Consider the following 19,332-nt stretch of genomic DNA (forward strand, 5'->3'; position numbering starts at 1 on the left):
AAGGAGAACCTCATGGAAACCCTCTCGGAGAACCGCTGTTTCGGCGGCGTGCAGGGCGTCTATCGCCACCAGTCCAGCGCAACCGGGGGCGCGATGACCTTCGGCCTCTATCTGCCGCCGCAAGCCGCGCGCGGGCCAGTGCCGCTGCTGTGGTATCTCTCGGGGCTGACCTGCACCCATGAAAACGCCATGACCAAGGCCCATGCCCAAGGCTATGCGGCCCAAGCCGGGCTGGCAATCGTCTTCCCCGACACCTCGCCGCGCGGCGAAGGCGTGGCGGATGATCCCGCCTATGATCTGGGACAGGGCGCGGGTTTCTATGTCAACGCCACGCAAGACCCGTGGTCGCCGCATTTCCGCATGTGGGACTATATCGCGACCGAACTCCCCGGCGTGCTGATGGCGAATTTCCCGCTCGATGAGGGGCGGCAGGCGATCACCGGGCATTCCATGGGCGGCCATGGCGCGCTGACCCTTGCCATGCGCCTGCAAGGTCGTTTCGCCTCGGTTTCAGCCTTTGCCCCGATCGCCAACCCCACCGAGAGCGACTGGGGCCGCAAACAGTTCACCGCCTATCTGGGCGAAGATCAGGCCGCATGGGCCGCCCATGACGCGACGCTCCTGATGCGCGAGACCGGCTTTCGCGGGCAGGTGCTGATCGATCAGGGCAGTCAGGATCAATTCCTTGACCTGCTGCGCCCCGAGGCGCTGGCCGAGGCGATGAATGCCCGCCGCCAGCCGGGAATATTCCGCATGCAGCAGGGCTATGATCACAGCTATTTCTTTGTCTCCAGCTTTATCGGGGATCATATATCCTTTCATGCACAGGCCCTGACCGAATAACCCCACTGAAAGGCCCTGAAAATGACCCTTTGCCACATCACCGCCGATATTGAACCGCATCTGGACTGGATCGCGGCGCTAGAGGCAATCGCAAAGGGTCATTCCCTGCCCGAAGCGCAGCTGAATGACACCTTCCTCTACCAGCGCGAGGACACGCTTCTGTCGCGCGCGGCCTGGATCGCGGGGCTGGGCGCGCTGGTGAAAACCGCGACGGTTTTTCCCGCCAATCCGTCGCGCAATCTGCCTGCGGTCAATGGCAGTGTCGCGCTCTATTCCAATACGGACGGGCAGCTTGACGCGATTCTCGATTTTCACCTTGTCACCAAATGGAAAACCGCCGCCGACAGCCTGTTTGCCGCGCGCCATCTGGCCCGGCCTGAAAGTGGCAAGATTACGCTCATCGGCGCGGGCACTGTCGCGCGCAGCATGTATGACGCCTATCGCGCGGTATTCCCGCAGGCGCAATTCACGATCTGGGCGCGCAAGCCAGACAGCGCAATCCAATTCACGCGCGATCTGAAGAATATCCGCGCCGAGGCCGATCTGGAAACCGCCGTCAGCGGCGCCGATATCATCTGCACCGCCACAATGAGCAAATCCCCCCTGATCCGGGGCGAGTGGTTAAAGCCCGGTCAACACCTTGATTTAATAGGCGCTTTCCGCCCAGATATGCGCGAAGTGGATGACCTGGCCCTGCAGCGTGCAACGCTTTTCGTCGACAGCCGCGCGACGACAATCGGGCATATCGGCGAATTGAAAGACCCGATTTCTCGCGGCATTATCGCAGCCTCGGACATTCAGGCCGATTATTATGATTACCCCGCCGGGCAATTCGCAAGACCCGACGAAGAGGCCATTACCATCTGCAAAAATGGCGGTGGCGCGCATCTTGACCTGATGATCAGTGAGTATATTTTTTCGATATGGAAAGATTGTATGCAAAAACCATCTTGAAACTGCATGCGGTTTCGGCTTGTTGGGCAAACAGTCATACCGGAGGATAATCCATGCTCGACCTGAACGAAATGTCGCTCGACGAATTGAAGAAACTTCAGAAAGACGTCACCAAGGCCATCGAATCCTATGAAGAGCGCGCGCTGAAAGCCGCGCGCGTGGAAATGGAAGCCATTGCCCGCCAGCATGGTTTCACCTTCGATCAGGTTCTGGCAAAAGCCCCGGCAGTCGGGCGCAAACCCGTTGCCCCGAAATATGCCAACCCTGCGGATAAAAGCCAGACATGGACCGGACGCGGACGTAAACCCAGATGGGTGGTCGATGCATTGGCCAATGGCAAAGCGCTGGAAGACCTGGCGATTTGATTGCGCTTTCGCCACGCCTGCAACGTCTCTGGCGTTTTATCCGCGACTTCAACGCGGCCATGACGGCGCGCAATATCAGCCTGCTTTCGGCAGGCGTGGCCTTCTTCTCATTACTCGCGCTTTTCCCCGGAATTGCCGCGCTGATCTCGGTTTTCGGCCTCTTTGCCGATCCGCTGGTGCTGCAGGATCAGCTTTCGCTCTTGCAGGATCTGATCCCGCCCGCCGCCTATACGCTGCTCAGCAACCAGATCACGCGGCTTGTCTGGGCTAATGAAGGCGTGCTCGGCTGGACCTCGGCCATCTCGATCCTCATCGCGCTGTTTCTTGCCCGACGCGGCGTCGATGCCATGCTGCTCGGGATCTACGCCATTCACGGCACGCCCCGGCGCACGGGATTCAGCCACGCGATCCGGGTTCTGTTCATCACGCTGGGGATGCTCTTTGCCGGTATCGTCGCGCTGCTGTCGGTGCTGATCGCGCCGGTGGTGCTGGCCATCTTGCCGGTGATCGGCAATAATGGCTACCTGATCGAGACCATACGCTGGGCGGTCACGCTGAGCCTTGTCGGGGGCTGGATCTGGGTGTTTTACTGGATCGGCCCTGATCGCAGCGAAAGCGCGCGCCCGGTACTGATCCCGGGACTGCTGCTTGCCGTGTCGCTCTGGATCACCGTTTCGGCAGGGCTCAGCTTCTATCTCAGCAATTTCGGCAATTACAACGAGGTCTATGGCTCCATCGGGGCCGTGGTCGCGCTGTTGATGTGGTTCTATATCTCGGCCTATGCCGTGCTCCTTGGCGGCATCCTGAATGCCACATTGGAAGGCGTGGCGCAAAAGCGCGCGCGCGAGGCCCGGTCAGCCCCGCACAGCGCGCATCTCAGCCCCAGGTCGGATGAAACCGCCCGGCAGGAGACAGGGTAAATATCTCGAACCCCGTCGCGGTCACTCCGATGGAATGTTCGAACTGCGCCGAAAGCGACTTGTCGCGCGTCACCGCCGTCCAGTCATCCGCCAGAATCTTGGTCTCCGGCCGGCCCAGATTGACCATCGGCTCGATGGTGAAGAACATGCCCTCTTCCAGCCGTGGCCCATGCCCCGGACGCCCGTAATGCAGCACATTGGGCGGCGCATGAAACACCCGCCCCAGCCCATGCCCGCAGAAATCGCGCACCACCGACATGCGCTGGCTTTCGACATAGGACTGGATCGCATGGCCGATATCGCCGAATGTATTGCCAGGCCGCACGGCCTCGATCCCCAGCATCAGCGCGTCATAGGTCACCTGCACCAGCCGTTCGGCCTTGCGCGGAATATCGCCCGCGACATACATGCGCGAGGTGTCGCCATACCAGCCATCCACGATCACCGTGACATCGATATTCAGGATATCGCCGTTCTTCAGGGTCTTGGCACCCGGTATCCCGTGGCAGACGACATGATTGACCGAGATGCAGCTCGCATGCTGATAGCCGCGATAACCGATGGTCGCCGATTTCGCCCCGGCCTGCGCAACCAGATCCGTGATGATGCGGTCAATCTCGGCCGTGTTCTGCCCGACAAAGACATGCTGGGCGATCTCGTCCAGAATGCCAGCCGCAACGCGCCCGGCCTTGTGCATACCGGAAAAATCCGCAGCCTCATGGATGCGGATCCCTTCTCTTGTCGTGCGACCGTCATGCGTCTCGTCCAAGCTGGCTGTCCCCGGATATTGCAATTTCGGGCAAAATAGAGTGTTGGGACGGGGAAAACCAGAGCAGCGCCCCGGCTTTCTTTCAATTTTGCGCCATAGGGCGCAATTGCGCAGGCCGAAACCGGAACTTCTGGTGTAGATTCCGCCGCAGACCCGCCTGACAACCGCGCCCGAAATGAAGTTACCCGCCCATGACCCAGATCCCGCAGCCCCTCGAAGACACGCCGCTGCACAGGTCCGGCACCCCCTTCCACGCCGCCGTCGCCGAGGCCCAGACGCTCCTGCAACGCAGCCCCGTGACCCGGCTCGATGACACGATCCAGACCATGCTGCAGATCATCGGCCAGGCTTTCCCGGCCGAGCGGAGCTATGTCTTCATGCTGCGCGATCAGGTCTTTGTCAGCAACACGCATGAATGGTGCGCTGATGGGACCGTCCCGGTTCAGGCCGATCTGCAGAAACTGAATTACAGCACGGGCGAGCTGTTCTGGTCCGCCTTCAGAACACAGGGCTTCCTGCATCTGACCGACACTTCGGCCCTGCCGCGCAATTCCGAACTGCGCGCGATCATGACCGAGCAGGGGGTCAAGTCGCTGATCGCAGTGCCCTTCTTCCTTGACGGGGATCTTGCAGGGTTTCTGGGGCTCGATCTGTGCCGGAGAAAGCGCAATTTCACCCTGCAGGAAACCCATGCGCTGCAAGGACTGGCCGCAACTCTGGGGCTGGCGCTGAAACTGCGCGACACCGAACAGGCGCGGCTGCGGCTGGAGGCCGATCTGCGCGCGGCCAATGAGCGCGTGGCGGCAGTGATCGACGCCGCCCCCGAATTGCTGGTCGAAACCGACCGGACCGGGCTGATCGTGGCCTTTCACCAGAGCGCGCCGCTGACCTTCGCCCTCAGCCCGGTCGAGGTGATCGGCAGACCGCCCGAAGCCTTCCTGCCCGGCCATGTTGCCGCGCTGTGCCGCAAGGCGATGGCGCAGGTCGATCAGCGGGGCTGGTCCGAAACCTTCGACTACCCGCTGGAGATTGACGGCGTGACCAAGCGCTTTTCGCTGCATGCCACGGCCCGCCGCCATGCCCGGACGGGGGCGTATAAGGGCCATATGTTCGTGATCCGCGACATTACCGAAAGCTACCGCCAGACCCAGCTGAACCGGACCCTGAGCCGCGTCGCAGAGCTTTCGACCAATCTGATCATGCTGACCGATGCCCAGCGCCGCATCACCTGGATCAATCCCGCCGCCGCCGCGCGCACCGGATTGTCGCTCTCCGAGGCGCAGGGATTGCGCCCCAGCCAGATCCTGCGTTTCGCCGAATCCGATCCGGCGCTGGTGCAAAGCCTCTGCAGACAGCTTGAGAACGGTTCGGAGGTCAATGAAGAGGTGCAGGCCCTCAGCAAGGCCGGGATGCCCTACTGGATCAACCTCAATGTGCGGCGCCTGCAAGATGCCGAAGGGCGGGCCCAGGCCTTCATGGTCGTCGCCAGCGATGTGACCGCCCAGAAACTCGCCGAAACCCGCGCCCTGCATGACCATACCACGGCGATGGACGCGCTCAGCGAAGGCATTGCGATCATCCAGCCGGACGGGCAGATCAGCTATATCAACCCGGTCCTGCGCCGCTATCTGAAACTGCCCGAGACCCGCCAGAGCGAACCGCTGTTCTGGCATGAGATCATCCCCGACCTGTTCAACCGCGAACTGGTCGCGCTGCTGCCGCAGCTTTACGCCTCCGGCGTCTGGCGCGGCGAAGTCGCGCTGCCCGATGCCAGCCTGGGCGAACGCCATTTCGACATCTCGCTGTCGCTACAGGCCGATGGTGGGGCGCTGCTGCTCTCGCGCGACATCACCGAACGCAAGACCGCCGAACGCGATCAGGCCCTGCTGCGCGAGCAGTTGCAGATCGCCCAGAGCCGCCAGCTTGTCGCACAACTGGCCAGCGGGCTGGCCCATGACGTGGCCAATGTTCTGGCCGTGATCACCCATGCAACCGGCATGCTGCACCCGGCGCACACGCCACAGAAAGCCACAGCCCTGTCGCGGATCGAAGCCGCCACGGCACAGGCACAGGCGCTGGTCAGCAATCTCTCACGCCTTGGCCGCCGCAGCACCGATACGGGGCGCCTCGACCTGCGCCCGCTGCTGGAACAGGCTGCCGAACTGGTCCGCCCCAGCCTCGCCAAAGGCGCGCGCATGGATCTCGACCTGCCGCAGGAGGCGGTCGAGATCCATGGCGACCGCACCGGGGTGATGCAGGTTTTCCTCAACCTGATCCTGAACGCACGCGATGCCTTGCCCGCTCAAGCGGGTACGCCGGGCCGCATCTCGCTGCGCCTGACGCGGGTCGAGACCGGCCCCGGCCCCGAGGCCACCGATATCGGCCAGTTGCGCGCCCACACCTCCTATGCGGTCTTCGAGATCTCGGATACCGGCGAAGGCATGACTGACGCGCATAAGGCCGCGATCTTCGCCACCTATTTCAGCACCAAGGGCGCGCAGGGTGTCGGGCTGGGGCTGAGTATCGTGGCCGATATCCTGACCGCCATGGCAGGCGCCATCCGGGTCTCCTCGCAGCCGGGGCGGGGCACGACCCTGCGGGTCTACTGGCCGACCGAGGCCATCCAGCCTATCAGCCTGCCCGCCCCGGAAGGGGCTGAAAAACCCCTTGCCGGGCGCATGATTCTGCTGGTGGATGACGATGACGCGGTACTGCAGCGGTTTTCCCGCGTGCTTGTGCGCGCCGGGGCGGAAGTCGCCAGCACCACCGATCCGCGCGACGCGCTGGCGGCCATCCGCGCGGCTCCGGGGGATTGGGATATCGTTATCACCGATCACGACATGGCGCCCATGACCGGACCCGAGCTTGCCCGCAGAGTGCACAGGATCGACGTAAATCTGCCGATCATCCTTGCAACCGGGGCTGCTGCGTTGCAAAACGACGCGCAATCTGCGCAGACTGATATAGCGTTCCGCTTGCGAAAGCCGGTCTGCGACAATGTTCTGGTCGCCGTAATCCTTGATATTCTGTTGCGGCGCGCCCCTTTTGGCCATTCTGCGGCATATGCTGATGCGACTTCTGATAGCTGATGATCACAAATTGCTGCGCGACACGCTCGGCAGCTTCCTGGCCCAACAGGAAGACATCACCACTGTGACCGTCGGCGACATCACCGAGGCACAACGCGCCATCGCTACCTGCGGCCCCTTCGATCTGGTGCTGCTTGATTACGGCATGCCGGGCATGGAGGCGCTCGACGGGTTGCAATCCATCCTGTCGCAGGAAAACGCCCCCGCTGTGGTGCTGATCTCGGGCATGGCCCCGCATGAGGTGGTCGAACGCGCGCTGCGCATGGGCATTCGCGGCTTCCTGCACAAATCCATGCCAGCTTCATCCACGCTGAATGCGCTGCGTTTCATGGCGCTGGGGGAACGCTATGTGCCTGTGGATTTCATGATGGGTCAGGCCGAAAGGCGCGACACCGAGACCGCCCTCGCCCTGCCGCCCGGCATGCGTGCGCTTGCCCAGTCCCTCACGCCGCGCGAAACCGAGGTGCTGCAGGCCCTCTGCCACGGCCATACCAACAAGGAAATCGCCCGCGCCCTCGGCCTGAGCGAGCCTACGATCAAACTGCATGTGAAGACCCTCTATCGCCGCCTCGGCGTCAGCAACCGCACCCAGGCGGCGATGGTGGCGCGGTCGCAGGGGCTGTGCTGAACCGCGCGCGCCAGACCAATAACCCAACAGACTGGAATCACAGAGCATGTTCTGTTAGTTTTGTGCCAAAGCTGCACAGAGAAGCAGCAGGGCAGAGGCAGGCATGACACAGGCAATCCCGTTTCGCGGCGTCTTCGCGCTCCGCTGGCAGCAAACCGAAATCGATGGTCTGCGCGGCAGCGATCCCGGCTGGCCGCGGGTCGGGGCTATCTGGTCATGGCAGGGCGAAAGCCTGCGGCTGGACGGTGCGCCCTCGGTGCTGCCGCTGGCCAGCGACAGCGCGCAGGAGCGGGTGCAGACCGGCGCGCGCGCCATGGCCGAGCGCCTGAGCGGCGACATCCGCCCCCTCCCTGCCCTCTCCGCAGACCACGACGCCCCGGCGCAGGGCTTCGTGCTGACCGACGGGGCGCGGCTCTATACTGCGCGGATCATCGCGCAGGGCGCAGACTGGCTGATCGCCTTTGAAGCGGGCCTGCCACCTGCGGGCAAGCCCTGCTGGGTCACCGCCTGTAACCTGACCAACCGGCAGAGCGCGGCGCAAAAGGTGCAGGATGTGATCTGCTTCACCTCGGATGCGATGATCTCCACCCCCGCAGGCCGCACCCCTATCGCCGATCTGCGCCCCGGCGACCGGGTGGTGACGCGCGACAATGGCGCGCAGCCGGTGCTCTGGGTCGGGCAGACCACGCTCTCGGGCCTCGCCCTGCGCCAGCATGCGCATCTGCGCCCGATCCGCCTGCGCCGCGACGCGCTCGACACAAACCTGCCCGACGAGGATCTCTGCGTCTCGCCCGCCCATCGCATCCTTGTCACCGGCCCCCGCGCCCGCGCGCTGTTCGGCTGTGACGAAGTGCTCGCCCGCGCGGGTGATCTGGTCGATTATCACCATATCGCCCCCGATTTCGCCCTGCATGGCGTAAGCTATGTGCATCTGCTGTTCGAATCCCATCAGGTCATCTTCGCCAACGGACTGGCGAGCGAGAGCTTCCACCCTGCCCTTGCCCCCGCCGCGACCCTGCGCCAGCACCGCCATGCGCTCGCGCAACTGCGTCTCGACTGGCTGGCCACGCCCGACACTTACGGCCCCACCGCCCGGCGCTGTCTGAACGCGGCCGAGGCCGCCCTTCTGGCCGCCTGATCCCGCATTGACACCGCCGCGCGGGCCTGTATAAGCCCGCCCATCCGGGGTGCGTCTGCGCGCCCCGGTTTTCATTGGTGTTGGGGGCCCTCGCAAGAGACCGCCTGTCGTCCGGCTCATACCGGAAGAGGACAACGCCCTTCATCGCGCCCCAAAGGGCCTTAAAGAAGGAGATCAGCCGTGACCAAACGCACGTCTGCCAAGTACAAACTCGACCGCCGCATGGGCGAAAACATCTGGGGCCGCCCGAAAAGCCCCGTGAACAAGCGCGAATACGGCCCCGGCCAGCACGGCCAGCGCCGCAAGGGCAAACTCTCCGATTTCGGCACCCAGCTGCGCGCCAAGCAGAAGCTGAAGGGCTATTACGGCGATCTGACCGAAAAGCAGTTCCGCCGCATCTATGCCGAAGCCGAGCGCGTCAAGGGCGATACCGGCGAGAACCTGATCGGCCTCTTGGAGCGCCGCCTCGACGCGATCATCTATCGCGCGAAATTCGTGCCGACCGTCTTTGCCGCACGCCAGTTTGTGAATCACGGCCATGTCACCGTGAACGGCACCCGCGTCAACATCCCCAGCTACCGCGTCAAGGAAGGCGATGTCATCGCCATCCGCGACAAGTCGAAGCAACTGGCCATCGTGCTGGAAGCCGTCGCCCTGACCGAGCGCGATGTGCCCGACTATCTGGAAGTTGACCACAACAAGATGACCGCGACCTTCGTGCGCACCCCGGCTCTGGGCGATGTGCCCTATCCGGTGCAGATGGAACCGAATCTCGTGGTCGAATTCTACGCGAAGAACTGATCTTCGCCGCATCCCCGACAATACGAAAGCCCCGCCAGACCGGCGGGGCTTTTTGCTTGCGCGCCTGTCTCTCGGGGCACCGCGCGTCAGGGATCATCCCTCCGCAACCATAATGCCCGCCCGGCGCAGCCGGGCAGCGCCCGCGAATGGCATGGGTGGGGGGGCGGGCCATGAGCGGGCGCTTTTCTACGGTGCGATACGCCTTGCGCTGCCGGGAGTTCAGCCCCGAGACCAGATCCCAAGCCTGTCTCAGAACCGGTCGAGCAGCCGCCGCAGATAGTCCAGTTCCGCCTCGGGCCGCTCCAGCTCCGCCGAGCGGCGGCGCAATTCTTCCAGCAGATCGCGCGCGCGGCGATAGACATCCTCGCCCTGCAACAGGCTCTCCTCGGTGCCGACCTCGCCGCCCTGATTGCGTTCGCGGCCCAGCGGGTCACGGCTCTGACCGTCCCCGGTCTCCTGCCCGGCGCGCTCGCCCTGCGGCCGTTCGCGGCTGTCCTGCGCGCGGGCCTCGTTCATCGCCCGCATCCCCTCGCGCATGGCTTCCATCGCATCGGCCTGACGGCTCAGCGCGTCGCCGGTCTCGCCATTCTCCAGTGCCTCGGCCGCCTCTTCCATCGCCCGCTGCGCGCGCTCCAGCGCCTCCAATGCAGCATCCCCCTCGGGCGTGCCTTCACCGGGCAGGGGCTGCAACTGCTGCTCGCGCAACTGATCCGCCAGCCCGCGCTGGCGCTCGGCCAGATCCCCGCGCTCGCCCTCGCCCTCTTGCCGGCCATCATCGCGGAATTCGTTCTGCAGGTCGTTGAAGGTGTCATCCGACAGATCCTGCTGCTCGCGCAGGGTCTCGCCCAGCCCTTCCATCGCCTGATCACCGGGCATGCCTTCGCCGCCCTGCCCCTCGGCCACCTGCAGATTCTCCAGAAGCGCGTTCAGTTGCGCCAGCAACTCCGCCGCCTCTTCCATGCGGCCCTCTTCCATCAGCTCCTGAATCCGGTCCAGCAACTCCTGAATCTGGTCCTGCGTGATCTCCATGCTCTCGCCATCGGGCGGGGCCTCGCCGCGCTCGCGCGGTTGTTCGGCAAGCTGGCGCATGTAATCGCGCATCGCCTCGCGCAATTCTTCCATCAATTCGGCCACTTCCGCCGGATCGGCCCCGTTGCGCACCGCCTCGTCCAGCCGTTCCTGCGCGCGGCGCAAGCGCTCGCGCGCATCGGCCAGATCGCCCTCTTCCAAGAGCACCGCCAGATCCCACATAAGCTGCGCCAGATCATCGCGGGTCTCACCGTCCAGGCCCCCCTGATCCAGCGCCGCCAGCAGCACCTGATGGGTTTCCATATAGCGGATCCGCGCCTCGGGCGAGCGGAACGCCTCCTGCGGGCGATGCGCAATCGCGCGCAAGATCTCATCCACCCGCGCCGCATTCGCCCGCGTCCACAATAGGTCACGGCGCAATTCGATCACCGCCGCGGCCATCGGGTCGAAAAACCGCCGCCCCGGCAGGATCATCTGCGTGGCAGGCGTTTCGCCAATCTGCCCGCGCGCATCCTCGACCGTGAACGCAATCGTCACCGGCAGATTGGCCCAGGCGTGCTGCGAGAAATCCTCCAGAAACGCGTCCTCAATCACCGCGCGCGAGCCTGAGGCAGGCATCGGCAAGGGCAGCACCAGTGCCGCGCGCGGTTCGGGATCGGGGGCCAGTCCGAAACGGCGCTCGACCGCATCCAGATCCAGCGCCACATGCACCTCGCCCCCGGTCACACCGTAATCATCCGAAGCCGTGAAATCCTGCCGCATCACGCCGCCGCGTTCGCGCGCGGCCAGCCCCACAAGCTGCACCTGCGGCGGCTGATCGACCAGCGCCGTCACTTCCCAGTCGCGCCCCGCCGGGCCCCGGATCGACAACCGCCCCGAACGCTCGATCTCGAAATCCTGCGCCATCTCGGTTGGGTCCACCTCGCCGCGATCCGACAGGCTTTCGCTGACCGACATCACGCCCTGCTGACCGTAGAAGCGCACCGTGACGCGACTGCCCTGCGGCAATTGCAGCGTGGGCCGCTCCACTTCGTTCAGATACAGGCTCGGGCGCCCGGTATAGGCAGGCGGCTGCACCCAGGCTTCCCAGCTCGGCCCCAGCGCCACGGCTTCTGCCCGGCCGGGGATCTGCGCGATCTCGGTGATTTCCGTCACCCGCGAGGGTGCGCCGAAAGCCAGCGCCACCACAAACGCCGTCAGCGCGACATAGCGCAGCCCGAACCTGTCGCGCGAGGCAAGCCGCAGATCGCCGGGCACGGCGCGCGCCGCCGTCAGCCGCGCCTGCATCCGCGCCAGATGCGCCAGCCAGACCCGGCGCGAGGCCGCATCGCCCGCGCCAATCGCCTGTTCATCCGCCAATGTCGACAAGGGCCGCCCCGGCATCGACGCATCCAGCCGCGCGGCGGCATCGGCCCGCGTGGGGATCGTCAGCCGCCACGCGCCCCAGCCGAAAGCCACCAGCAGCGCCAGCACCGCCCCCAGCGCGCCCCACATCGCCCAGAGCGGCGGCACCACATCCTGCAGGCCGAAGCCCAATGCGGCAACCAGCAGCAGCGCCAGTGTGGTAAAGGGCCAGAAGCAGCGCGCCAGCCGCTCGGCCCAAAGCCCCGCCAGCGTGCCCCGCAAAGCGCGGGTCAGGGCCGGATTGGGGTCTTGGCGGCGGCTTTTGAACATGCGGCCTCGTTGCAGATCAGATCATGGCGCTAGAGCCACTCAGGCAACCTATCGCGATTGATGATCTCGTCAAAGCTCGGACGCTCCCGGATGACAGCATATTGATCCCCATGGACCAGAACTTCCGGGATCAGCGGGCGGGTGTTGTATTCCGAGGACATCACCGCGCCATAGGCCCCCGCCGAGCGGAAGGCCACCAGATCCCCCGCCCCCAGCGGCGGCATGGCGCGTTGCTTGGCGAAAGTATCGCCCGATTCGCAGACCGGCCCCACAATATCGACCGGGCGCTGATCGGTTGCGGCAGCGGCCTCGATCACCGGGATGATATCATGATGCGCGCCATACATGGCCGGGCGGATCAGATCATTCATCGCCGCATCCAGGATCAGGAAATCGCGCCCCTCGCCCTGCTTGAGATAAATCACCGAGGCCACAAGAATACCCGCATTGCCCGCGATCAGCCGCCCCGGTTCGATCTCGATTTCCACATCCAGATCGCCAAACACCCGGCGGATCATCGCGCCATAATCCAGCGGCAGGGGCGGCGTCTCATTCGAGCGGGTATAGGGAATGCCAAGCCCGCCCCCCAGATCGACCCTGCGGATCACATGCCCGTCACCGCGCAAGTCCCGCGTCAGTTCCGCGACCTTGGTAAAGGCCGCCTCGAACGGGGCCAGATCGGTCAGCTGGCTGCCGATATGCACATCAATCCCCACCACCTCGATCCCCGGCAAGCGCGCGGCTTCGGCATAGATCGCGCGGGCCGAGGCAATCGGCACGCCGAACTTGTCCTCCTTGCGACCGGTGGCGATCTTCTCATGGGTTTTCGCGTCCACATCCGGGTTCACGCGCAGCGTGACCGGCGCGGTCTTGCCCAGCCCCGCGGCAACCTCGGACAGAACCCGCAATTCCTCAGCCGATTCGACATTGAACTGCCGGATTCCATGGGTCAGCGCATAGCCCATTTCCTCGCGCGTCTTGCCCACGCCCGAAAACACAACCCTGTCGCCCGGCACACCTGCGGCCAGCGCCCGGCGATATTCGCCGCCAGAGACCACATCCATCCCCGCGCCCAGATTGCCCAAAAGGCGCAGCACCGCCTGATTGGAGAGCGATTTGATCGCGAAACAGACCAGATGATCCATCCCTGCCAGCGCGTCCTGAAACAGCCGGAAATGCCGCTCCAGCGTCGCGGTGGAATAGCAGTAAAACGGCGTTCCCACATGCGCCGCGATCTCGGTCAGGGGCACATCTTCGGCATGGAGGATACCGTCACGATAAAGAAAATGGTCCATGGGGCAGTCTTTCGGTCAGGCGTCAGGCCGGGGCGAGAGCGTGTATGCCTCCGGCGGGAGTATTTGGGGCAAGATGAAATCAGGGTCTGGCAGGGGCAGAACGCAGGAACAGGTAGAGCGGCAACCCGGCCGACACCCCGATGCAGAACGTTGCGGGAATCGCCAGCAGCCCGAGGAAACGCCGCCGCTGCCAGGTTTCCACCAGCACGAAAAGCGTCAGCGCCACGGCGGCGATGGTCAGATCCCAGACCAGCCCGGTCGTGGCGGCATTGGCGTGCCAGGCATCCACCATGGTCCTCAGCGACCAGCCGTTCTGCGTAAACCAGCTGACGAACCAGTACATCGGATGAATGCTGCCCCAGATCGCCAGGACAAGCCAGATCAGGCGCAAGCGCGTCACAGGCGCCCACTCACACCGATCCGCGCCTCGCCCGAGAGGCTCAGGCCGGTGGGCTCAGGGGCAGTCGGGGGCGCTTCGGCCCCACAGGCGGCCAGCAGGGCAAGCGCAATGACCAGAGCAACAGGTTTCATCCCAACACCTCTTTCCAGCGCGCAATCTGGGCGCGCACATTCACGGGCGCCGTGCCGCCGTAACTGGTGCGGCTGGCCACGGAATTCTGCACCCCCAGCACAGAATAAACCGCATCGGTGATTTCGCCATGCACATTCTGCATCTCTTCCAGCGCCAGATCCGGCAGATCGCAGCCCTTGTCCTCGGCCAGTTTCACCAGCGCGCCGGTGACATGATGCGCCTCGCGGAAGGGCAGGTTCAATTCGCGCACCAGCCAGTCGGCCAGATCCGTCGCGGTGGAAAAGCCCGAAGCGGCGGCGGCTTCCAGCGCCGCGCGATTGGCGGTCAGGTCGCTGACCATGCCTTCCATCGCGGCCAGCCCCAGAAGCAGATTGTCGGCCGCGTCAAACACCTGTTCCTTGTCTTCCTGCATATCCTTGGAATAGGTCAGCGCCAGCCCCTTCATCACCGTGAACAACGCGACTGTCGCCCCCAGAATCCGCCCCAGCTTGGCGCGCAAGAGTTCCGCCGCATCCGGGTTGCGCTTTTGCGGCATGATGGATGAGCCGGTCGAGAACCGGTCCGACATGCGCACGAAGCGGAACTGCGCCGAAGACCAGATCACCAGCTCTTCGGCAAAGCGCGACAGATGCATGGCGCAGATCGAGGCCGCCGACAGAAACTCCAGCGCGAAATCGCGGTCCGCTGTCGTGTCGAGCGAATTCGCCGTGGGCCGCTCAAAGCCCAGCGCCTGCGCCACCATATGCCGGTCGATGGGAAAGGACGTGCCCGCCAGCGCCGCCGCCCCCAAGGGACATTCATTCATCCGGGCGCGCGCATCCATGAAGCGCGCGCGGTCGCGTGCGAACATCTCGACATAGGCCAGCATATGATGGCCCCATGTCACCGGCTGCGCGGTCTGCAGATGCGTGAATCCCGGCATCACCCAATCCGCCCCCGCCTCGGCCTGCGCGAGATAGGCCCGCATCAGCGCCTCCAGCCCGGCAATGGCCGCGTCGCATTGCTCGCGCACCCAGAGCCGGAAATCCAGCGCCACCTGATCATTGCGCGAGCGCGCCGTATGCAGCCGTCCCGCAGGCGCACCGATGATCTCGCGCAGCCGGTTCTCGACATTCATGTGAATATCCTCCAGCGCGGTCGAGAAGGTGAATTCCCCCGCCTCGATCTCGGCCAGCACCTGTTGCAGGCCGCGATCAATCTCGGCGGCATCCTCGGGCGTGATGATCCCCGTCGCGGCCAACATCGCGGCATGGGCGCGCGAGCCTGCGATATCCTGCGGCGCCAGACGCTTGTCAAACCCGATCGAGGCATTGATCGCCTCCATGATCGCATCAGGCCCGGCGCTGAACCGCCCGCCCCACATCTGGTTTGCTGCTGTCTTGTCCATCGCCACGCTCCTTTTGCCGCGCATCACCGCGAAGCCTATACGCGCGCGGCCCCGCGAAGGCAATCAAGCGCCGCGGCTGCCGGAAAATGGGTTGGATTTTAGCCAAAGCCCGCGGTTTTAACCCGCAGTTAAGCCCGAGCCGCCAGTCTGACCAAAATAGCGGAGCACGCCCATGTCGCCACACCGGTCCTCGCAATTTACCGCAGATGATGTCGTCTATACCTCGCCCCTCTCGGCCGCCGCCGAAGATCAGCGCCGCGACACGCTGGCCATGGTGCGCGAAGCACTCGACCAGCGCCGCAGCATCCTCGCCTTTCAGCCCGTGGTGCAGGCGCGCATGCCCAAACGCGCCGCCTTTTACGAAGGGCTGATCCGAATCATCGACCATACCGGCCGGATCATCCCGGCGATGGATTTCATGGATGTGGTCGAAACCAGCGAGCTCGGGCGCCGGATCGACTGTCTGGCGCTGGAAATCGGGTTGCAGACCCTCGCAGTGGAACCCTCGATCCGGCTCTCGATCAACATGTCGGCGCGCTCCATCGGCTATCCCGAATGGCTGGCGACGCTGGAACGGGGGTTGCGCGGCAGCCCCGATATCGGCGAGCGGCTGATCTTAGAGATCACCGAATCCTCGGCCATGCTCATGCCCGATCTGGTGACGGTCTTCATGGAGGAAATGCAGGAACGCGGCATCTGTTTCGCGCTCGATGATTTCGGCGCGGGCTATACGGCCTTCCGCTATCTCAAGGAATTCTACTTCGATATCGTCAAGATCGACGGCATGTTCATCCGCGATATCGCCGCCGCGCCCGACAATCAGGTGCTGGTGCAGGCGCTGGTGTCGATCGCGCGGCATTTCGACATGTTCACCGTGGCCGAATCCGTCGAGACCGCCGAGGATGCGCGCATCCTGACGGAAATGGGCGTCGATTGCCTGCAGGGCTATTATTTCGGGGCGCCCTCGACGCAGGAACCGTGGAAGATCACGCGGCTGAAAACCCGCGCCACCGGGTAGCGGGCAGACGGGCACGCGCAACGGGCAGCACCGGGTTGCACGTGCCGGGAGGAACCGGGGGCGGGCGAGGCTGTCTGGCGCGACGGACCGGCACAGCTGCCCGGTGCGACCGGGTTGCGCGACCAGCTGGCACGGCTGGCGGATATGGTCGGCGGACCCATCCGGGCAATGGACCCTGCTGGCATGACCGGCGGATCCGACAGGATCGCATAGTGGACCGGTGCGACCGGATCGCGCCCGGGGGGCGGGGCTGGCGGGCACGACCGTCAGGCACAACCGGCACCGGCAAAACCCGCCCCTGCGCCGATCCGCGCATTAGGGCTTGATTTACAACCCCCCGCCATGGCCCAATCAGCAGGGTAACGGCTGCGCCCGCACCGCCATGACGAGGGAGACCCAAGGATGCCCAAGAAAATTCTGCTGCCCATCGACCTGAACGCGCCTGCCTCCTGGATCAAGCCCATGGCCGAGGCGCAGACCATGCTGGCACAGGGCGGCGAATTGCATGTCGTGAGCGTGCTGCCCGATTTCGGCCTCTCGATGGTCGGCACCTTCTTCAAAGCCGGGTTCGAGCAGACCGCGCTCCACCATTTCAGCGAAGCGCTGCGGGCCTGGGTCCGCCAGAACGTCCCCGGCGCGATCGAGGTGCATCCCCATGTGCTGCATGGCAATATCTATGACGAGATTCTGCGCGCCGCTGACAAGCTGGAGGTCGATCTGATCATCCTCGCCGCCCACCGCCCCGAGGCCGCCGATTACCTGCTTGGCCCCAATGCCGCGCGCATCGTGCGCCACGCCAAACAATCGGTCTATGTGGTGCGCGGCTGAGGCAGCGATCAGCGGATCTTCAGAGCAAGCCGCAAATCGGTCAGGACATCGTGCTGGCGGGGCGTCAACTCATCTCCGACAAGCTGTTGCAGGACATCGCTCAACGCCCCCCACGAGGTCGAGCCGTCAATCTTGTAGAGCCGCCGACCAACGCGCGAAATGGTTTCCGATGCGCCCCCGCATTGCGTTTGTATCCACTTGCCCAGCACTTCCATCTCTTCGGTTTCCTCGGCTGACAGCTTGAATGTCTTGCGCAGCACAAGGGTCAGGCGTTGCAGGTCATCGCGGGTTGGCAGGTCATCAAGGTGCACGAATGCCAGCGCGATACTGGCGATAGCCAGTCTTGTGTCATCTATCCCCTCGACCGGGTGTTCCTTGGTCTGGCGCCGAAAGGCGATCTTGCGCGGCGCATTGCGCACAACCGTAATGGCATCATCCGCCACAGACAGCGCGTCGCGCGGATTGGCGCGCACCCACCACCAGATCACACCACCAATTGCGGCCATAATAGCGATCAGAATATGCATGCGTTTCTCATATTATGTTTATCAATGAAGCGCGGTGTTCGTCTGCAAAAAGAACGCCTTACGCAAATCCACAAGCATTCACATTGCGGCGGCCCCTGCAAGGCAGAGTTTTCGGAGACTCCACAATGACTGTCAAGAGTGACCGGCGGCCTTGACGCGGCCCGCAGGCGCTGCGCGGCTTTGCTGCCACCATCGACTGCCTCCCCCATCCGCACCAAACACCCCGGATCCGGTTGTTCCCCGGTGCCCCCGCCGATATGGTGCTGCCAGCATTCCCCCCATCGGACAGTCCCACATTCATGACGCAGAAAAACCACATCGCCATCGCAGGCGCAGGCATCGGCGGGCTGGCCGCCGCCACCGCCCTGGCGCAGGCCGGGGAACGGGTGGTGATCTATGACCAGTTCGATCAGCCCCGCCCTGTGGGCTCGGGTCTGGTCATCCAGCCGGTCGGCCTGAATGTTCTGCACCAGCTCGGCGCGGGCGCGGCGGCGCTGGGCATGGGCACCCGCATACACCGGATGCTGGGCCATGAAGCGCGGGGCGGGCACCGGGTTCTCGATGTGCATTATGACCGCCCCGGCGGCGCGCGCTTCGGGCTGGGCATTCATCGCGCGGCCCTGTTTCAGATCCTGCTCGATGCCGCGATCCGGGCCGGGGCGGAACTTGTCACCGGGCATAGGGTGACAGGGCAGCAGAACCGCAGGTTGTCCTTCGCGGGGCGGCCCGATGCCGGGCCGTTCCGCATGATCATCGACGCCAGCGGCGCGGCCTCGCCGCTGTCGCAGATGCGCGCCCGGTCCCTGGGCTATGGCGCGCTCTGGGCCACGGTGGACTGGCCGCAGACCGATCTGCCCCGCGACGAGCTGCGCCAGATCTATCGTCGGGCCTCGCATATGCTGGGTGTCCTGCCGGTCGGCACCCTGCCCGGCAGCCCCGCGCAAAAGGCCGCGATCTTCTGGTCACTGCCTGCGTCCTCCTATCAGGACTGGTGCGAAGGCGGCCTTGCGCAATGGCACAGTCAGGCCACGACACTCTGGCCCGATTACGCCGCCTTCGCGCAACAGATCACCGCGCCGGAACAGATGACCATGGCGCGCTACAGCCACGGCACCCTGCGCAGGCCCTGGGGGGATGGCGTGGTTCATATCGGCGACAGCGCCCATCGCGCCAGCCCGCAACTGGGACAGGGGGCCAATATGGCGCTGCTGGATGCCTGGGCATTGGTGGTGGCATTGCAGGAAGCGCGCGGCGATGACGGTCGCGCCATGCAGATCTATGCAAGCGCCCGACGCTGGCATGTGCGCGTTTATCAGGCGATGAGCTGGGCCTTCACCCCGCAATATCAATCCGACAGCCGGGTGCTGCCGCTCCTGCGCGACCGGCTCTTCTTCCCGATGTCACTCGTGCCGCCGATGCCCGCGATCCTGAGCCGTCTGGTCTGCGGCGACCTGCTGCCCCCTTCCGCCTAGCTGGAGCAATTTCAGAGAAAGTTGACAGAGTTTTTCGCGCGCGCCTTGTCTTATGATTTTCTC

At 64.5% G+C, this 19,332-nt stretch carries 18 protein-coding genes; 11 read left to right on the forward strand and 7 right to left on the reverse strand.

Annotated features, from left to right (window positions below; all coding sequences use genetic code 11):
- Positions 1-12 precede the first annotated feature (12 nt).
- Genes fghA through BG457_RS05870 form a run of 4 tightly spaced genes read left to right on the forward strand, consistent with a single transcriptional unit; the run spans position 13 to position 3,082 of the window.
- Positions 13-843, forward strand: coding sequence for an S-formylglutathione hydrolase (gene fghA / locus BG457_RS05855; RefSeq protein WP_071796106.1), 831 nt, complete (start codon positions 13-15; stop codon positions 841-843).
- A 21-nt stretch (positions 844-864) separates the two neighbouring features.
- Positions 865-1,797 (forward strand): ornithine cyclodeaminase family protein, encoded by a 933-nt coding sequence (locus BG457_RS05860; RefSeq protein WP_071796107.1) that lies wholly within the window; start codon positions 865-867, stop codon positions 1,795-1,797.
- Between the two features lie 53 nt (positions 1,798-1,850).
- Positions 1,851-2,162: an H-NS histone family protein gene (locus tag BG457_RS05865; protein WP_071796108.1), complete on the forward strand. Its 312-nt coding sequence runs from the start codon at positions 1,851-1,853 to the stop codon at positions 2,160-2,162.
- A complete protein-coding gene (locus BG457_RS05870) occupies positions 2,159-3,082 on the forward strand; it encodes a YihY/virulence factor BrkB family protein (RefSeq protein WP_175546732.1) in 924 nt (307 codons plus the stop codon). The genes BG457_RS05865 and BG457_RS05870 overlap by 4 nt, the downstream gene beginning before the upstream one ends.
- On the opposite strand, the gene map is transcribed toward BG457_RS05870, so the two are convergent.
- Entirely contained in the window at positions 3,039-3,851 is an 813-nt protein-coding gene (gene map / locus BG457_RS05875) for a type I methionyl aminopeptidase (RefSeq protein ID WP_071796109.1), read from the reverse strand. The two genes, BG457_RS05870 and map, sit on opposite strands and share 44 nt — an antisense overlap.
- Before the next feature lie 191 nt (positions 3,852-4,042).
- On the opposite strand from map, the gene BG457_RS05880 reads away from it, so the two are divergent.
- The 4 genes from BG457_RS05880 to rpsD all read left to right on the forward strand — a co-directional run bounded on the left by BG457_RS05880 (position 4,043) and on the right by rpsD (position 9,507).
- A complete protein-coding gene (locus BG457_RS05880) occupies positions 4,043-6,940 on the forward strand; it encodes a PAS domain-containing protein (RefSeq protein ID WP_071796110.1) in 2,898 nt (965 codons plus the stop codon).
- Positions 6,921-7,568: a response regulator transcription factor gene (locus BG457_RS05885; protein ID WP_071796121.1), complete on the forward strand. Its 648-nt coding sequence runs from the start codon at positions 6,921-6,923 to the stop codon at positions 7,566-7,568. The genes BG457_RS05880 and BG457_RS05885 overlap by 20 nt, the downstream gene beginning before the upstream one ends.
- 103 nt (positions 7,569-7,671) lie before the next feature.
- The gene (locus BG457_RS05890) at positions 7,672-8,706 is read left to right on the forward strand and encodes a Hint domain-containing protein (protein WP_071796111.1); all 1,035 of its coding nucleotides are present in this window, start codon (positions 7,672-7,674) and stop codon (positions 8,704-8,706) included.
- A 180-nt stretch (positions 8,707-8,886) separates the two neighbouring features.
- Entirely contained in the window at positions 8,887-9,507 is a 621-nt protein-coding gene (gene rpsD, locus BG457_RS05895) for a 30S ribosomal protein S4 (RefSeq protein ID WP_071796112.1), read from the forward strand.
- A gap of 249 nt (positions 9,508-9,756) precedes the next feature.
- Here rpsD and BG457_RS05900 read toward each other — a convergent pair whose 3' ends face one another.
- The 5 genes from BG457_RS05900 to argH form a co-directional block, all read right to left on the reverse strand.
- Positions 9,757-12,210, reverse strand: coding sequence for a DUF4175 domain-containing protein (locus BG457_RS05900; protein WP_071796113.1), 2,454 nt, complete (start codon positions 12,208-12,210; stop codon positions 9,757-9,759).
- A 29-nt stretch (positions 12,211-12,239) separates the two neighbouring features.
- A complete protein-coding gene (gene lysA / locus BG457_RS05905) occupies positions 12,240-13,505 on the reverse strand; it encodes a diaminopimelate decarboxylase (protein ID WP_071796114.1) in 1,266 nt (421 codons plus the stop codon).
- Between the two features lie 79 nt (positions 13,506-13,584).
- A complete protein-coding gene (locus BG457_RS05910; protein WP_281249219.1) occupies positions 13,585-13,905 on the reverse strand; it encodes a DUF2834 domain-containing protein in 321 nt (106 codons plus the stop codon).
- Positions 13,902-14,036, reverse strand: a complete 135-nt coding sequence (locus BG457_RS20635; protein WP_281249220.1) for a hypothetical protein — start codon at positions 14,034-14,036, stop codon at positions 13,902-13,904. Before BG457_RS20635 ends, BG457_RS05910 begins: the two co-directional genes overlap by 4 nt.
- The gene (gene argH / locus BG457_RS05915; protein WP_071796123.1) at positions 14,033-15,424 is read right to left on the reverse strand and encodes an argininosuccinate lyase; all 1,392 of its coding nucleotides are present in this window, start codon (positions 15,422-15,424) and stop codon (positions 14,033-14,035) included. Before argH ends, BG457_RS20635 begins: the two co-directional genes overlap by 4 nt.
- Positions 15,425-15,596: 172 nt before the next feature.
- On the opposite strand from argH, the gene BG457_RS05920 reads away from it, so the two are divergent.
- Both BG457_RS05920 and BG457_RS05925 read left to right on the forward strand, forming a co-directional pair.
- A complete protein-coding gene (locus BG457_RS05920; RefSeq protein ID WP_071796115.1) occupies positions 15,597-16,442 on the forward strand; it encodes an EAL domain-containing protein in 846 nt (281 codons plus the stop codon).
- 402 nt (positions 16,443-16,844) lie between these two features.
- Positions 16,845-17,270, forward strand: coding sequence for a universal stress protein (locus BG457_RS05925; protein ID WP_071796116.1), 426 nt, complete (start codon positions 16,845-16,847; stop codon positions 17,268-17,270).
- A gap of 8 nt (positions 17,271-17,278) precedes the next feature.
- Here BG457_RS05925 and BG457_RS05930 read toward each other — a convergent pair whose 3' ends face one another.
- The gene (locus tag BG457_RS05930; protein WP_071796117.1) at positions 17,279-17,797 is read right to left on the reverse strand and encodes a hypothetical protein; all 519 of its coding nucleotides are present in this window, start codon (positions 17,795-17,797) and stop codon (positions 17,279-17,281) included.
- A 299-nt stretch (positions 17,798-18,096) separates the two neighbouring features.
- Between BG457_RS05930 and BG457_RS05935 the strand changes: the two genes are divergently transcribed.
- Positions 18,097-19,269, forward strand: a complete 1,173-nt coding sequence (locus BG457_RS05935) for an FAD-dependent oxidoreductase (RefSeq protein ID WP_071796118.1) — start codon at positions 18,097-18,099, stop codon at positions 19,267-19,269.
- Positions 19,270-19,332 lie beyond the last annotated feature (63 nt).

The organism is Natronohydrobacter thiooxidans (assembly GCF_001884735.1).
Taxonomy (GTDB): Bacteria; Pseudomonadota; Alphaproteobacteria; order Rhodobacterales; family Rhodobacteraceae; genus Roseinatronobacter; species Roseinatronobacter thiooxidans_A.

Bases quoted from the DNA above. Each gene is read 5' to 3' on its own strand.
- fghA (WP_071796106.1), top strand. From the start codon at position 13: ATGGAAACCCTCTCGGAGAACCGCTGTTTCGGCGGCGTGCAGGGCGTC.
- BG457_RS05860 (WP_071796107.1), top strand. From the start codon at position 865: ATGACCCTTTGCCACATCACCGCCGATATTGAACCGCATCTGGACTGG.
- BG457_RS05865 (WP_071796108.1), top strand. From the start codon at position 1,851: ATGCTCGACCTGAACGAAATGTCGCTCGACGAATTGAAGAAACTTCAG.
- BG457_RS05880 (WP_071796110.1), top strand. From the start codon at position 4,043: ATGACCCAGATCCCGCAGCCCCTCGAAGACACGCCGCTGCACAGGTCC.
- BG457_RS05885 (WP_071796121.1), top strand. From the start codon at position 6,921: ATGCGACTTCTGATAGCTGATGATCACAAATTGCTGCGCGACACGCTC.
- BG457_RS05890 (WP_071796111.1), top strand. From the start codon at position 7,672: ATGACACAGGCAATCCCGTTTCGCGGCGTCTTCGCGCTCCGCTGGCAG.
- BG457_RS05900 (WP_071796113.1), bottom strand. From the start codon at position 12,210: ATGTTCAAAAGCCGCCGCCAAGACCCCAATCCGGCCCTGACCCGCGCT.
- lysA (WP_071796114.1), bottom strand. From the start codon at position 13,505: ATGGACCATTTTCTTTATCGTGACGGTATCCTCCATGCCGAAGATGTG.
- BG457_RS20635 (WP_281249220.1), bottom strand. From the start codon at position 14,036: ATGAAACCTGTTGCTCTGGTCATTGCGCTTGCCCTGCTGGCCGCCTGT.
- argH (WP_071796123.1), bottom strand. From the start codon at position 15,424: ATGGACAAGACAGCAGCAAACCAGATGTGGGGCGGGCGGTTCAGCGCC.
- BG457_RS05920 (WP_071796115.1), top strand. From the start codon at position 15,597: ATGTCGCCACACCGGTCCTCGCAATTTACCGCAGATGATGTCGTCTAT.
- BG457_RS05925 (WP_071796116.1), top strand. From the start codon at position 16,845: ATGCCCAAGAAAATTCTGCTGCCCATCGACCTGAACGCGCCTGCCTCC.
- BG457_RS05930 (WP_071796117.1), bottom strand. From the start codon at position 17,797: ATGCATATTCTGATCGCTATTATGGCCGCAATTGGTGGTGTGATCTGG.
- BG457_RS05935 (WP_071796118.1), top strand. From the start codon at position 18,097: ATGACGCAGAAAAACCACATCGCCATCGCAGGCGCAGGCATCGGCGGG.